The 14,269-nt window shown below is 73.5% G+C and carries 12 protein-coding genes; 8 read left to right on the top strand and 4 right to left on the bottom strand.

Going from position 1 to position 14,269, the window contains the following annotated elements; genetic code table 11:
- The first annotated feature begins 24 nt into the window (after positions 1-24).
- On the top strand, positions 25-681 hold the full coding sequence (locus ACU436_RS37625; RefSeq protein WP_459031882.1) for a protein-L-isoaspartate(D-aspartate) O-methyltransferase: 657 nt from the start codon (positions 25-27) through the stop codon (positions 679-681).
- An 8-nt stretch (positions 682-689) separates the two neighbouring features.
- On the opposite strand, the gene ACU436_RS37620 is transcribed toward ACU436_RS37625, so the two are convergent.
- Entirely contained in the window at positions 690-2,291 is a 1,602-nt protein-coding gene (locus ACU436_RS37620) for a phytoene desaturase family protein (RefSeq protein ID WP_459031881.1), read from the bottom strand.
- A 52-nt stretch (positions 2,292-2,343) separates the two neighbouring features.
- Between ACU436_RS37620 and ACU436_RS37615 the strand changes: the two genes are divergently transcribed.
- Complete coding sequence (locus ACU436_RS37615; RefSeq protein ID WP_459031880.1) at positions 2,344-3,717, top strand: pyridoxal phosphate-dependent decarboxylase family protein; 1,374 nt, start codon at positions 2,344-2,346, stop codon at positions 3,715-3,717.
- Positions 3,718-3,821: 104 nt separating this feature from the next.
- On the opposite strand, the gene ACU436_RS37610 is transcribed toward ACU436_RS37615, so the two are convergent.
- Positions 3,822-5,051 carry an MFS transporter gene (locus ACU436_RS37610; RefSeq protein WP_459031879.1) on the bottom strand — a complete coding sequence of 410 codons (1,230 nt, stop codon included), beginning with the start codon at positions 5,049-5,051 and terminating at the stop codon, positions 3,822-3,824.
- 52 nt (positions 5,052-5,103) lie between these two features.
- Between ACU436_RS37610 and ACU436_RS37605 the strand changes: the two genes are divergently transcribed.
- From ACU436_RS37605 to ACU436_RS37580, 6 genes are all read left to right on the top strand, one after another.
- Positions 5,104-5,967, top strand: a complete 864-nt coding sequence (locus ACU436_RS37605; RefSeq protein ID WP_459031878.1) for an NAD(P)-dependent oxidoreductase — start codon at positions 5,104-5,106, stop codon at positions 5,965-5,967.
- A 92-nt stretch (positions 5,968-6,059) separates the two neighbouring features.
- Positions 6,060-7,205, top strand: coding sequence for an ABC transporter substrate-binding protein (locus ACU436_RS37600; RefSeq protein WP_459031877.1), 1,146 nt, complete (start codon positions 6,060-6,062; stop codon positions 7,203-7,205).
- Between the two features lie 3 nt (positions 7,206-7,208).
- Positions 7,209-8,927: an ABC transporter permease gene (locus ACU436_RS37595; RefSeq protein WP_459031876.1), complete on the top strand. Its 1,719-nt coding sequence runs from the start codon at positions 7,209-7,211 to the stop codon at positions 8,925-8,927.
- Between the two features lie 14 nt (positions 8,928-8,941).
- Positions 8,942-10,060: an ABC transporter ATP-binding protein gene (locus ACU436_RS37590; RefSeq protein WP_459031875.1), complete on the top strand. Its 1,119-nt coding sequence runs from the start codon at positions 8,942-8,944 to the stop codon at positions 10,058-10,060.
- On the top strand, positions 10,060-11,289 hold the full coding sequence (locus ACU436_RS37585; protein WP_459031874.1) for an MFS transporter: 1,230 nt from the start codon (positions 10,060-10,062) through the stop codon (positions 11,287-11,289). Before ACU436_RS37590 ends, ACU436_RS37585 begins: the two co-directional genes overlap by 1 nt.
- Positions 11,286-12,836 (top strand): FAD-dependent monooxygenase, encoded by a 1,551-nt coding sequence (locus ACU436_RS37580; protein ID WP_459031873.1) that lies wholly within the window; start codon positions 11,286-11,288, stop codon positions 12,834-12,836. The genes ACU436_RS37585 and ACU436_RS37580 overlap by 4 nt, the downstream gene beginning before the upstream one ends.
- A gap of 39 nt (positions 12,837-12,875) precedes the next feature.
- On the opposite strand, the gene ACU436_RS37575 is transcribed toward ACU436_RS37580, so the two are convergent.
- Together ACU436_RS37575 and ACU436_RS37570 are read right to left on the bottom strand one after the other, a co-directional pair.
- Positions 12,876-13,121 carry a hypothetical protein gene (locus ACU436_RS37575; protein WP_459031872.1) on the bottom strand — a complete coding sequence of 82 codons (246 nt, stop codon included), beginning with the start codon at positions 13,119-13,121 and terminating at the stop codon, positions 12,876-12,878.
- Entirely contained in the window at positions 13,118-14,266 is a 1,149-nt protein-coding gene (locus tag ACU436_RS37570; RefSeq protein ID WP_459031871.1) for an inorganic phosphate transporter, read from the bottom strand. The genes ACU436_RS37575 and ACU436_RS37570 overlap by 4 nt, the downstream gene beginning before the upstream one ends.
- Positions 14,267-14,269 lie beyond the last annotated feature (3 nt).

Raw genomic sequence — 14,269 nt, 5'->3', positions numbered from 1 at the left:
CACGGTGACCGGGGCGGGCGACGAATGACGTCCGAGCGGGGCGGGAACCCGTGGGACATGGCCAGCCATCCCGACCGGGAGCGGGCCGCCATGGTCGAACGCCTGCGCGCCCGGGGTATCACCGACGAGCGCGTCCTCGACGCGATGCGGCGGGTGCCGCGGGAGGGGTTCGTCCCGCGGGAGGTGGCCCCCGACGCCTACCAGGACAGCCCGCTGCCCATCGGGCTCGAACAGACCATCTCCGCGCCGCTGATCGTCGCGTTGAGCGCCGAGGCCCTGCAGGCCGGGCCCGATGCGCACGTCCTCGAGATCGGCACCGGATCCGGGTACGGGGCGGCCGTGCTCTCCCGGTGCCACCGCTCGGTGGTGACGATCGAGCGCCACGCCGAGCTCGCCGAGCGGGCCCGCGCCGCACTCGCCGCGACCGGGTGCGACAACGTCGAGGTCCGGACGGGCGACGGGGCGCTCGGGGCGGCGGACCGCGCGCCGTTCGACGGGATCGTCGTCGCGGCCATGGCGGAGGGCGAGCCGCCGCCCGCGCTGCTGGAGCAGCTGGCCCCGGACGGGGCGCTGGTCTGCCCGGTCGGCCGCCGCGGGAAGGGGACGCTCCTGCGGTACCGGGGAGGCCGGACGGAGGACCTGGGCGGCGTCGCGTTCGTGCCGCTGGTGACGGGGAGCTGACCGGTCCGTTACCTGGGTGGGCCGGCGACCATCCGGCGCACGCGGTCCCGGGGCGTCGGCGTCAGGAGGCGGCGGGCGACGAGGTGGCCGGACGCCCCGCCCAGCCCGGGACCGGGGTGGGTCGACGCGCCGATGTGCCACAGCCGCGGCACCGGCGTCGCGTGGCTCCCCCGCCACAGGAAGTTCTGGTCCAGCTCGGCCGAGCCGCCGTACGGGTCCCCCTCCAGCGCGTTCGGGTTGTACGCGGCGAGGTCGGCCGGGGTGATCACGTCCACCCCGACCACCAGGGCGCGCAGCCCGGGCGCGTGCGCCGCGACCCGGTCCAGCACGCGGCCGGCGTACCCGCGGGCCAGCGCGGCGTCCCAGCCGGCGGCCACGTCCAGCTCTCCGGCCGCGTCACCGACCGGGGTGAACGGCACCTCCTGCAGCTGCAGCCAGAGCGCGGCCGCCCCCTCCGGCACCCGCGTCGGGTCGAGCACGTGCTGCTGGCCGACCACCACCGTCGGGCGGCGGGGCAGCAGGCCCGCCTCGGCCTCGGCGCAGGCGATCGCCGTGGACGCCGACCCGTCGGAGAGGTGCACGAGCGGCACCGCGGCCAGGGCCGGATCGCGCCACGGCACGGGTCCGGACAACGCGACGTGCACCTGCATCGCCGCCCGGCCGGGCCGGAAGCGCGCCGCCTCCTCGCCCACGGCGGCCGGCACGGCACCGGGTGGCAACAGCGATCCGTAAAGCGCGCGCGGCGTCACCGACGCCAGCACCGCCCGGTCGGCGGCGATGCCCCAACCGTCGCCCGCGACCCCGGCGGCCGCCCCGTCCTGCAGCACCACCCGCTCGACCCGGCGCCCGGCGTGCACGGAGACGCCCCGCTCGACCAGGAGCCGCTCCCACGCCGTCAGGAAGTCCCCCGCCCCGCCGACCACGACCGGCATGCCCGCGGCGTGCAGCGTGGCGGCGAGGACCGGCACCATCAGCCCGCCGGACGCGCTGTCGGGCGCGAGCCCGGCGTGCAACAGCCACGGCGCCCAGAGGTGGTCGACCTCCGGGCCGCGGAAGTGCGTGCGCAGCCACGCGCGCCCGCTGGTGGCGACCTCCCGCGCGTAGGCCGCCAGCTCGCGGCGGCCACCCTCGCGGGCCAGCCCCCACAGCGGGCCGAGCACGCCGGGCGAGCGCAGCTCGCTGCCCAGGATCCCGCCGATGTGCGCGGCGTGCGCCCCGAACCGCCCGATCGCCGCGCGGTAGGCGTCCCGGTCGGCCGGATCGGCGAAGCCCGCCACGGTCTGCTCGACGTCGCGGTGGGCGATCGCCACGCCCCCGCCGTCGGACACCGACGCCGCGACCGCACCGTCGGAGTTGGCGTACTCCAGCCCGTGCCGGTGCAGGTCGGGCCCCAGCTCGGCGTACACGGGGCCGGTGACGAACAGCGGGTGCCACGACGAGTACGTGTCGTGCCGGTAGCCCGGCACCGTGCGCTCCCCGCCCGCGACGAACCCGCCGATCCGCTCGTGCTGGTCGACGAGGGCGACCGACCAGCCGGCCCCGGCGAGCTGCGCGGCAGCGGCCATGCCGTTGATCCCGGCCCCGACGACGACGGCATCGACGTGATCCACGCCGCCCACGCTATGCCCTTCGTGCCCGTCCGGGCCTTCGTACCATCCGGCGGTGGACCTCAGATCGCTCCTGCACCGCGCCGCGGCGGTCGCCGCGGACTACCGGGCCTCGCTCCCCGACCGGCCGGTGCCGGCCCCCACCGATCTGGACGCGCTGCTCGAGGCGTTCGGCGGCCCGCTGCCGCGTTCCGGCACCCCGCCGGCGCAGGTCGTCGAGGAGCTGGTCGCGGCGGCCGAGGGCGGGCTGATGAGCACCGCGGGCCCGCGGTACTTCGGGTTCGTCGTCGGCGGCGCGCTGCCCGCCGCCACCGCCGCGGACATGCTCGCCGCCGGGTGGGACCAGGCGCCCTTCAACGAGGCGCTGTCCCCCGCGGGGGTGGCGGCCGAACGCGTCGCGGGCGGGTGGCTGCTCGCGCTGCTGGGACTGCCGGCCACCGCATCGGTCGGTTTCGGGACCGGCGGCCAGGGCGCCAACACGGTCGGGCTGGCCGCGGGGCGCCACCAGGTGCTGCGGGCCGCGGGCTGGGACGTGGAGCGCGCCGGCCTGCACGGCGCACCCCGCGTGCGGGTCGTCGCCGGGACCGAGCGGCACGCCACGATCGACCGGTCGGCCCGCCTGCTCGGCCTCGGCTCCGCCGCGATCCAGGAGGTGGCCGCCGGCCCGAACGGCGCGGTCGACATCGCCGATCTGTCCCGCGTGCTCGGCGCGGGCCCGGCCGGGCCGACGATCCTGTGCCTGCAGGCCGGGAACGTGAACACCGGCGCGTGCGACGACCTGCGCGCGGCGATCTCGCTCGGCCGGGAGCACGGCGCCTGGGTGCACGTCGACGGCGCGTTCGGGCTGTGGGCCGCCGCCGCGCCGGCCCGCGCCCACCTCGTCGACGGGGTGGAGCTGGCCGACTCGTGGGCCGTCGACGGGCACAAGTGGCTCAACGTGCCCTACGACTGCGGCTTCGCGATCTGCGCCCACCCGGACGTGCAGGTCGCGGCGATGAACTACTCGGCGAGCTACCTCACCGGCTCCGGCGGTCCGGTGCCCGCGCCGGGTGACCTCGTTCCCGAGTCGTCGCGGCGCGCCCGCGGGTTCGCCGTCTGGGCGGCGCTGCGCGAGCTCGGCGCGGACGGGATGGCGGAGCTGGTGGAGCGGTGCTGCCGGTTCGCCCGCCGCTTCGCCGACGGCCTCGCGGCCGGCGGCCTGGAGATCGCGAACGACGTCGTGCTCAACCAGGTCCTCGTCGACTTCGGTTCCGACGAGCGAACGGAGGCCGTGCTCGCGGCCGTCCAGCGCGACGGCACCTGCTGGATGGGCGGCACCACCTGGCGCGGCCGCCGCTACATGCGCATCGCCGTCTCGAACGCGGCCACGACGGATGCCGACGTCGACCGCTCGGTGGCGGCCGTGCTCCGGGTGGTCGATCTTGTCTGAAGTGTGCGTTGACATCGCGTCCCGCAGCGCGCCGATCTCCGGACGAGCGGCACCTTCGTCCGATAGAGCGGGACGGGAGTGCCGCTCGTCCAGCCTGGGCCCCGTCACCCCAGGGCCAGGCGCCGTATCACCACCACCGCCGCCAGCAGCGCCGCCCCGCCGGCCACCACGAAGCCCCACGCGGATCCGGCCATCGCGCAGACCCAGCCGAGCAGCGGGCCGCCGAGCGGTGTCGTCCCGAGGTTGAGCAGCACGTGCAGGGCCATCACGCGGCCCTGCATCTCCGGCGCGCTGCGCAGCTGCAGGAGGCTGCGGGCCATCGTGTTGAAGGCGATGTTGGCGACCCCGACCGCGACCAGGCCGGCCAGCGCGAAGGCGAGCTGCCCGGCCAGGGCCATCACCAGGTTCGTCGCACCGAGCGCGACGGTGCAGGCGAGCAGCCTGCGCCCGGTCACGGTCACGCTCGATGCCGCGCCGACGGCGCCCAGCACGGCCCCGAGCCCGAGCGCCGAGGTCAGGTACCCGTACGTGGCCGCGTCTCCGCCGAGCACCTCGACCGCGGTCACCGGGAGGATCACGCGGAAGTTCTGGCTGAACAGGCCCACCACCGCCACCAGGAACAGGCAGGCACGCAGTTCCCGGTGGCCCCACGCGTAGCGCAGCCCGGCCATCGCCTGCCCCCTGCCCGACCCCGCCTTCGCGGTGCGGTGCAGCGCCGACCGGTCGATGCGGGCGAGCCCCACCAGCACCGCGGCGAACGAGATCGCGTTGACCGCGAAGGCCTCGCCGGCGCCGGTGGCCGCGATGACCAGCCCGGCCACCGCCGGGCCGACCAGCCGGCCGGTGTTGTGGATCGTGGAGTTCAGGGCCTGGGCGTTGACGTAGTCGCCGGGCGGAACGAGGTCGGTGACGAACGTGTGGCGGGCGGGCGAGTCCACCACGGTCACGAGCCCGAGCAGCGCGGCCATCACGTAGACCAGGCCGAGCGTGGTGGCACCGAGCAGGGTGGTGACGGCGAGGACCGCGGCGAGGAGGGCGCTCGCCGCCTGGGTGGCGACGAGGAGCTTCCAGCGGTCGAGGCGGTCGACCAGCACCCCGCCCCACACCCCGAACAGGAGCATCGGGAGGAACTGCAGGGCGAGCGCCGTGCCGACGGCGACCGGGTCCCTCGTCAGCTCGAGCACCAGCCAGTCCTGGGCGACGCGCTGCATCCAGGTGCCGACGACGCTGAGGGCGTGCCCACCGAGGTAGCGGCGGTAGTTGGGGTGGTTCAGCGAGCGGACGGTACGGGCGAGGAAACCTGCGGGCGCTCCCGGTGACGGAGGGTCGCCCATAGGTCTGACAGTAGACCATTATGGCCGGACGTCCCTATCCGAGGAGATCGCGATGACGCACACCTCCAGCCGCCCGCCCGCCCCGTCCGGAGCGGGGGTGATCGGGCTCGGCGCCATGGGAGGTCCGATCGCCCGGCACCTCGCCACCGCCGGGGTCCCGACCACCGTCACGGACCTCGACGGGGCGGCGGTCGCCACCGCCACGTCGCACGGCGCCGACGCCGCGCCGGACCCGGCCGGCGTCGCCGCCGCCGCGGGCGTGGTGGTCGTCGTCGTGGCGACGGACGACCAGCTGCGCGACGTCCTCACGGCGGAGCGAGGAGTGTTCGCCGGCGCCCGCCCCGGAACTGTCGTCCTGCTGTCCAGCTCCGCCCTGCCGGACACCTGCCGGGAGCTCGCCGCGGCCGCCCCGGACGGCGTCGACGTGCTCGACGCGGCCCTCACCGGCGGCGTCCGCGCCGCCGAGTCGGGCCGGTTGACGCTGCTCGTCGGCGGCGACGCGGCCGCGCTCGACGCGGCGCGCCCGGTCCTGCCGCCCTGGACGGCCGCGGTGCACCTGCTGGGCGACATCGGCGCAGGCCAGGTCGGCAAGACGGTCAACAACCTCGTGCACTGGGCGCAGGTCTCGGCGGTGGCGCAGGCCCTGGAGCTGGGGCGGCGGCTCGGCGGCGACGTGCCGAAGCTCCGGGCGGCGATGCAGGACAGCCCCACCGACAGCCGGACGCTGCGCGAGATGGACCGGATGCGCTTCACCTGGTTCGAGAAGGACATCGCGAACGCCGAGGAGATGGCGGCCGGCACGGGGGCCGACCTGTCGATGGCGCGCTCGGCGCTCGCCTTCATGCGCACGTTCGAGATCGACGCGGCCCTGCGGCTGCTCGCCGGCGGGGATCCGGGGCTTTACAGGGCCCGGTGAGGGGAGTTACCTTCCTGCGCACCAATGGTCAGTCCGTTAGTCCTCTCGGACCGGCCCTCCCGAGCTGCACCGCCGCACCTCCTGGAGATCACATGTCACGAACATCGGCACGCTGTGCCAATGGTTCGCTCGCGAGCTCGCTCATCGGCCTCGGCGCCGCGGGCCTGCTGCTGCTCTCCGGCTGCGGCGGCGCCCCGACGTCCGGTCCCGCCCCGGGTTCCGACCAGCCCACCGCCGCCGAAGCCGTCTACGCCGAGGTCGGCGCCCTCACCGGATCCGCGCGCCACGACCGCCTGGTCGAGCTGGCGGCGCAGGAAGGCAACACGCTCTCCCTCTACACCTCGATGAACGCCGACATCGCCGACATCGTGGTGCCGCAGTTCGAGCAGGCGACGGGCGTCCACGTGGACGTCTACCGCGCCGACTCGGAGACGGTCCTGCAGCGCACCCTGCAGGAGTCCTCGGCGAACTTCGCGGGGGCCGACGTCGTCGAGACCAACGCCACCGAGATGGCGATCATCGCCTCGCAAGGGCTCACCGGCGACTACGAGGGCGAGCAGCGCAACAAGATCAACGAGAAGTTCCGGTACGACGGCTGGACCCCGACCCGCTTCAACATCTTCGCCCCCGCCTGGAACAAGAACCTCGTGTCCGGCGACCTCGTCCCGAAGACCTGGCAGGACCTCGCCGACCCCAAGTACGACGGCATCCTGTCCCTGGAGGTCAGCGACTTCGACTGGTACATGACCCTCTACGACTACTTCGAGCAGCAGGGCATGGCCGACGCCGACATCGACAAGCTCTTCTCCGACATGGTGCAGGGCTCGAAGGTGGCGAAGGGCCACTCGGGCCAGGTCGAGCTGCTCTCGGCCGGGGAGTTCGGCGTCGTCGCCGCGTCGTACACCTACCTCACCGAGAAGGGCCGGGCCGGCGGGGCACCCATCGACGACCAGCCATTCGTCGAACCGGTCGTCGCCCGCGCCAACGGCGGCGGCCTGCTGCGCAGCAGTGAGCACCCGGGCACCGCGATGTTGTTCATGGACTGGATGCTCGCCGACGGGCAGAGCGTGATCCTCGACAACGGCCTGACCCCGTCCGTCATGCCGGACGGCACCGACCCGCTCGCCGGCCACCAGGTGCTCCCGGTCGACGTCCAGAAGCTGCTGTCGGAGGGCAACGACTGGTCCGCCCGCTACGACGAGGTCGTCCGCGGCGGCGAGCAGCTCCCGGAGAAGTAGCCGATGGCCACACTCGCAAGCCGGGTGAGACAACCGGGAGCCCTCGCGCGGTGGCGCGAGGTGCTCCTGCGTCCCCGCACCCTCGTCGCGGCCGCGATCACGGTCGTGGTGGGCTACCTCGCCCTGGTCCCGCTCGTCTACCTGCTGTGGACCACGTTTTCCGATGCCCAGGGCTTCAGCCTCGGTGGCTTCGCGCGCGCCTACGGCGACGCCCGCATCGGGGAGCTGGTCGGCAACTCGCTGTGGTTCGCGGCCGGCGCGGCGCTGCTCTCCCTCACGGTCGGCACGGCACTCGCCTACTTCAACGTGCGCACCGATGTGCCGTTCAAGGCGCTGTTCTTCGCCGCGTCGATCATCCCGCTGATCATCCCGGGGATCCTGTACACGATCGCCTGGATCTTCCTGGCCAGCCCCACGATCGGCCTGCTCAACAGCCTGCTCGAGCCGATCTTCGGGCCGGGGACGTTCGACATCTTCACGGTGTGGGGGATGATCTGGGTCGAGGGGCTGCACCTGTCCCCCATCGCGTTCCTCTTCATGGTGGCCGCGTTCCGCTCGACCGACCCCTCGCTGGAGGAGTCGTCGCTGATGAGCGGCGCCACCCGCGTGCAGACGTTCCGGCGGGTGACGCTGCCGCTGGTGCGCCCGGCCCTCCTCTCGGCCGCCCTGATCATGGGTGTGCGCAGCCTCGAGAGCTTCGAGGTGCCGGCCCTGCTCGGCCTGCAGAACGGCATCTACGTCTTCACCAGCCGCATCTACCAGGTGCTGCGCAGCTTCCCGGTCGACTTCGCCGGGGCCGGCGCGCTGGCCGTCGGGCTGCTCGCCGTGGCCGCGCTGGGCATCTGGCTGTCCAACGTGCTGAGCCGCGGTCACGGCGGCGGCACGATCACCGGCAAGGGCTTCCGCCCGCGCCCGATCGACCTCGGCCGCTGGAAGCCGGTCGTCGGCGGCGGCATCCTGCTCTACTTCTTCGTCACGGTCCTCGCCCCGCTGATGGTGCTGCTCTACACGGCGCTGCTGCCCTACTACCGGCCCCCGTCGGCAGAGGCGTTCGCGTCGATGAGCTTCGACAACTTCATCGCCGTGTTCAACCTCCCGACGGTCCCCACGGCCCTGCGGAACTCGCTCGTCCTGGGTGGCGGAGCGGCGACGATCGTGATGGCCCTGATGGCGGTGGCCGCCTGGGTCGTGGTCCGGTCCGGCATCCCGGGCCGCCAGCTGCTGGACCACATCGCGTTCTCGCCACTCGTGATCCCGGGCCTGGTGCTCGGTGTCGGCATCGCGTTCGTCTACCTGCGGAGCCCCCTGCCGATCTACGGCACGCTGCTCATCCTGCTGATCGCGTACTGCACGCGGTACCTGCCCTACGGCATGCGCTACGCGGTCACCGGGATGCAGACGATCTCCACCGAGCTGGAGGAGTCGGCCCAGGTCAGCGGGGCCGGGTGGTGGTCGACGTTCCGGCGGGTCCTGCTGCCGCTCATCGCGCCGGCACTGCTCGCGGGCTGGGTCTACATCTTCGTCGTGAGCTTCCGCGAGCTCTCGTCCTCGATCCTGCTCTACACGCCGGGCAACGAGGTGCTGTCGATCTCGATCTGGGAGCTGTACGCGAACGCGCGCTTCGGGGAGCTGTCCGCCCTCGGCGTGATCATGGTGCTCATCCTCGCCGTACTGGTGGCCGTCGCCTACAAGGTCGGCGCCCGAGTCGGCCTCAAGTCGTGATCGGAGGCTCCGCCTTGCTGACCATCAGCAACCTCGTGAAGAGCTTCGCCGGGGAGGCGAGCAAGCGCCGGGCGACGGCGGGCCGGGTGCTCGCCGTCGACGACGTCAGCCTGGAGGTCGGCGAGGGCGAGATGTTCACGCTGCTCGGGCCGTCCGGCTGCGGCAAGACCACGACGCTGCGGGCCGTGGCCGGCCTGGAGCGTCCGGACGCCGGCCGGATCGTGGTCGGTGACCGCGTCCTGTTCGACGGCAACGGTCTGAACGTCCCGGCCAACCAGCGCGGGCTCGGGATGGTGTTCCAGTCCTACGCGATCTGGCCGCACATGACCGTGTTCGACAACGTCGCCTTCCCGCTGCAGGTGCGCAGGCGGTCGCAGCGGCCGGGCAAGCGGGAGATCCGCGAGCGCGTGGCCAAGGTGCTGGAGACCATGGAGCTCGGGCACCTCGCCGACCGGCAGGCCACCAAGCTCTCCGGTGGCCAGCAGCAGCGCCTCGCCCTGGCCCGGGCGATCATCATCGAGCCGCCGCTGATGCTGCTCGACGAGCCCCTGTCCAACCTGGACGCGAAGCTGCGCGAGTCGCTGCGCTACGAGCTCAAGCGCCTGCAGCGCGAGCTGGGCATCACGTCCATCTACGTCACCCACGACCAGATCGAGGCGCTGGCGCTGTCGACCACCATCGCCGTGATGAAGGAGGGCAACGTCCTGCAGACCGGGCGTCCCCGCGAGGTGTACGAGGCCCCGAACTGCAGGTTCGTCGCCGAGTTCATCGGCACGTCCAACTTCCTGCGCGGGAAGGTCGCGGCGCGCGAGGGCGACTGCGTGGACATCGACACCGAGGCCGGGCGCGTGCGGCTCGAGTCGGCGGCCCGCGTCCCGGTGGGTGAGGAGGTGATCGCCGCCGTCCGCCCGGAGAGCCTGGAGATCAGCACGACCGGCTGGGGCAACCGCGTCAACGAGTGGCCGGGCACGGTGACCAACCGCGCGTTCCTCGGCGACTCGATCGACCACATCGTCCGCGTGGGCCAGGGCAGCCTCCGCGTGCGGGGCAACCCGGCGGTCTCGATCAAGCCAGGCACCGAGATCTTCGTGGCGACGGAGCCGAGCAAGGTCACGCTCGTACCGGTCGGTTGATGGACTGGTCGAGGCTGCTGCACAACCGGGACTTCCTGCTCTTCTGGTCGGGTGTCGTCGGATCCCAGATCGGGACGAGGGCGACGGTCGCGGCCAGCCTCTGGCAGGTCTACGAGCTCACCGGCTCGATCGCCGCCACCGGCCTGGTCGGCGGCGCCCAGGCGGTGGCGCTGGTCGTGCTGAGCCCGCTCGGCGGCGTGCTGGCCGACCGCTGGGACCGCCGCCGCCTCCTGCAGGCGAGCCAGGCCGTCGCCATGCTCGTCGCCCTCGCGATGGCCGCCGTGTCGCTGACCGGTGTCGCGCAGGCGTGGCACGTGATCGGCGGTGTGCTCGTCACCACGGCCGCGGCGACGTTCGACCAGCCGTGCCGGCAGGCGCTGGTACCCGCGCTCGTCCCCCGCGAGGTGCTGCCCGCGGCGATCGCGCTGCTGAACCCCTCCCGCGAGGTCGCCGTGCTCGTCGGGCCCGCGATCGGTGGCCTGCTCATCGCCGCGAACGGCCCCGGGCTGGTGTACCTGCTCGACGGGATCTCCTACGCGGTCCTGGTCGGCGTGCTGGCCGCCGTCCGGGTGCCGCCCCTGCACCGCGCGGACGCGCCACGCTCGATCCGCGGGGACATGGCCGAGGGCGTCCGGTACGTGCGGCGGCGGCCGATCATCTGGTCGCTGTGCGGGCTGGACCTGCTGATGACCGTGTTCGGCGCCTACCGGGTGCTGCTCCCGGCCTTCGCCGACCGCCTCGACATCGGGCCCGCCGGGTACGGGCTGCTGTCCGCGGCGCCGTCGCTCGGCGCGCTGCTCGCGACGTACAGCATCGTCCGGCTGGTCTCCCGGTCGCACCGCCTGGGCCGGGCGCTGCTGGCGTCCACGATCGCCTACGGGGTCGTCGCCATCGCCTTCGCCCAGGTCTCGCTCCTCGCGGCCGTCCTGATGTTCGCGCTGCTCCTGGGCGCGTTCGACGCCGCCGCCACCACGATCCGGCACTCCGCGGTACAGCTGGAGACGCCCGACGAGCTGCGCGGCCGCGTGCAGTCGCTCTACCAGATCACCTCCCGGGGCGGGCCCGCGCTCGGCGACCTGGTGATCGGCGTGGCCGCCGGCCTCGCCGGCCCGGTCGCCGCGCTCACGGCGGGTGCGGCGGTGCCCGTGCTGGCCGCGATCGCGCTGCTCACCCGGCCGAACCTCGTGCGGGACTACGCGGGTATCGCCGCGAAGGGAGCAGCTGCGTGAACCACCAGGTCGTGATCGTGGGCGGGGGGCCCGTCGGCTCCGGGCTCGCCCTCGAGCTGGGGCTGCGCGGGATCCGGTGCGTCGTCGTGGAGCAGCGCACCGAGCTGTCGATGATCCCCAAGGGGCAGGGCCTGTCCCAGCGCACGATGGAGCACATGTGGCGCTGGGGCGTGGCCGAGCAGATCCGCGCCGCCCGCACGATGCCTCCCGGGTACGCGATCGGGCAGGTCACGGCCTACGAGAACCTGATGAGCGAGTTCTGGGCGGCGCCGCCGGCGCGCGAGCTCGTGGCGCCCTACTACTTCCAGGAGAACGAGCGCCTCCCCCAGTACCGCACGGAGGAGGTGCTGCGCCGGCGGCTCGCCGGTTTCCCGCACGTCGACGTGCGCCTCGGCCGGCGGGCCACCGACGTCACCCAGGACGCAGGCGGCGTCCGCGTCGGGGTCGAGCACGACGGCGAGCGGGAGGTGCTGACCGGCGACTACGTCGTCGGCTGCGACGGCGGCCGCTCACTCGTGCGCGAGCAGGCCGACATCCCGCGCAGCGGCACCGACTGGGACGAGCTCGTCGCGCTCGTCGTCTTCCGCTCCCCCGAGCTGCACCGGGCGCTCGGCAGGTTCCCCGACCGCTCCACGTACCGGGTGCTGCACCCCGCCCTGAACGGCTACTGGATGTTCTTCGGCCGCGTCGACGTCGGCGAGAGCTTCTTCTTCCACGCCCCGGTCCCCCGGCACGCCCGGTTGGGTGCGTACGACTTCACCTCGCTGCTGCACCGCGCCGCCGGGTTCACGTTCGACTGCGACATCGAGCACGTCGGGTTCTGGGACCTGCGGGTCCAGGTGGCCGACACGTACCGGGCCGGCCGCGCCCTCATCGCGGGCGACGCGGCCCACACCCACCCGCCCTACGGTGGCTTCGGCCTCAACAACGGCCTGGAGGACGCGGTCAACCTCGGCTGGAAGCTCGCCGCCGTGCTGCAGGGCTGGGGCGGCGAGGACCTGCTGGAGTCCTACACCCTCGAACGGCAGCCGGTCTTCCGCGACGTCGGGGAGGACATCATCGGTGGCTGGATCCGCGACGACCGCGAGTTCCTGCAGACTTCTCGTCCGACGGCCGACCGGGCCGCGTTCGAGCAGCGGTTCGCCGAGGCGGCTGCGGGTTTCGGGAAGCGGCTGCGCGACTTCGAACCGCACTACGAGGGCTCCCCGATCGTCTGCGGCCCGCCCGGCGGGGCCGTCAGCGCGCACGGCGAGCACACCTTCCGCGCGCGGGCCGGCCACCACCTCCCACCCCTCCCGCTCTCCTCCGGCCGCACCGTCTTCGAGGCGCTCGGCGACGGATTCACCCTCCTGGCCCTCGACGCCGACACCGGTGCCTGGGAAGGCGACGGGCTGCCGGTGAAGGTCGTCCACGACACGTACGCGGACGGCCGGGAGGCCTACGGCGCACGCCTGATCCTGATCCGCCCCGACCAGTACGTGGCCTGGACGGGCGACAGCCCGCCGGCCGATGCGCAGGCACTCCTGCGGACGGTCAGCGGGCGGTAGCCGCTCGCGGGACGTCACCCGCTGCAGTCGTCCCGAGCCTCACGTCACGACGAGGAACAGGCCGTACGCGACGATCAGCACGACGGCCAGCGTGCAGACCGCGGCGACGGCGGCGCCGACCGCGGGTCGCACCGGGCCCGGGGCGCCGTCGTCCCGCCCGCCGACCGGCCGGTGGACGCGTGCCGAGAGCCCGAGGAGCGCGAACGCGACCAGCGACACCACGCCCACGGTGACGGCGGCGGAGACGACCGCTGCGACGACGAGAGAACCCCAGTCGATGGTCACGCGGACTCCTGACCCGACCGGAACGTCGCGTGTGCGGTCGGCGGCGCGGGCACGTCGTTGACGTTGAGCGCGTTCACCGGGTTCCGGCGCGACGCGGCGTAGATGCCGGCCGCGAGCGCGAGTCCGCCCACGGCGACCACGACGACGCCGAACGGCCCGCTCGCCGCCGTCCAGGACGCGGCCGCTCCGACGACCGCGGCGGCGGGCAGGGTGACGGCCCATGCCACCGCCATCCGACCCGCAACACTCCAGTGCACCGTTGCAAGCCGGCGGCCCGCTCCCGCACCGAAGATCGCACCGGTGCACACCTGTGTCGTGGAGATCGGGAGGCCGAGCTGGCTGGAGACCAGGATGACGGTTGCGCTGGTGGTCTCGGCGGTGAATCCCTGGGTCGTCTGGATGTCGCTGACCCGCCTGCCCAGCGTCCGGATGATCCGCCAGCCGCCGAGATAGGTGCCGAGCGCGATCGCCAGACCCGCGGTGAGCACCACCCAGAACGGGGGCGCCGAACCGGGAGCGAGCATCCCCGCCGTGATCAGCGTCAGGGTGATCACGCCCATCGTCTTCTGCGCGTCGTTGGTGCCGTGGGCGAGCGCGACCATCGACGCCGACGCCACCTGGCCGATCCGGAAGCCGCGCCGGACCGTGGGGCCGTCGGCGTTCGCGGTGAGCCGGTAGGCGATGAACGTCGCGGCGACGGCCACGAGACCTGCGAGGACCGGCGAGGCAACCGCGGGTAGGAGGACCTTGGAGAGGACAGCCGTCCCGTTGACCGCGCTCGGCCCCGCCGCCACCAGGGTGGAGCCGATGAGCCCGCCGAACAACGCGTGCGAGGAGCTGGAGGGCAGCCCGAGCAGCCAGGTCAGCAGGTTCCAGAGGATGGCTCCGACGAGCCCGGCGAAGATCACGACCGGGGTGATCAGCGCCTCGGTCACGAGCCCGCCGGAGATCGTCCTGGCCACCTCGACGGAGATGAAGGCACCAGCCAGGTTCAGGACCCCCGCGATCGTGACAGCGATCTTGGGGCGGAGCGCGCCGGTCGCGATCGAGGTCGCCATCGCGTTCGCCGTGTCGTGGAAGCCGTTGGTGAAATCGAAGATCAATGCGGTCACCACGACCACCACGACGATGGCGAACACGTCCATGTA

The sequence above is a fragment of the Pseudonocardia wallangbongensis genome (assembly GCF_054486945.1).
The sequence above is the reverse complement of the archived record's forward strand: the minus strand, read 5'-3'. Positions and strand labels throughout refer to the sequence as shown.

Bases quoted from the DNA above. Each gene is read 5' to 3' on its own strand.
- ACU436_RS37605 (WP_459031878.1), top strand. From the start codon at position 5,104: ATGACGCACACCTCCAGCCGCCCGCCCGCCCCGTCCGGAGCGGGGGTG.
- ACU436_RS37625 (WP_459031882.1), top strand. From the start codon at position 25: ATGACGTCCGAGCGGGGCGGGAACCCGTGGGACATGGCCAGCCATCCC.
- ACU436_RS37610 (WP_459031879.1), bottom strand. From the start codon at position 5,051: ATGGGCGACCCTCCGTCACCGGGAGCGCCCGCAGGTTTCCTCGCCCGT.
- ACU436_RS37595 (WP_459031876.1), top strand. From the start codon at position 7,209: ATGGCCACACTCGCAAGCCGGGTGAGACAACCGGGAGCCCTCGCGCGG.
- ACU436_RS37585 (WP_459031874.1), top strand. From the start codon at position 10,060: ATGGACTGGTCGAGGCTGCTGCACAACCGGGACTTCCTGCTCTTCTGG.
- ACU436_RS37570 (WP_459031871.1), bottom strand. From the start codon at position 14,266: ATGGACGTGTTCGCCATCGTCGTGGTGGTCGTGGTGACCGCATTGATC.
- ACU436_RS37600 (WP_459031877.1), top strand. From the start codon at position 6,060: ATGTCACGAACATCGGCACGCTGTGCCAATGGTTCGCTCGCGAGCTCG.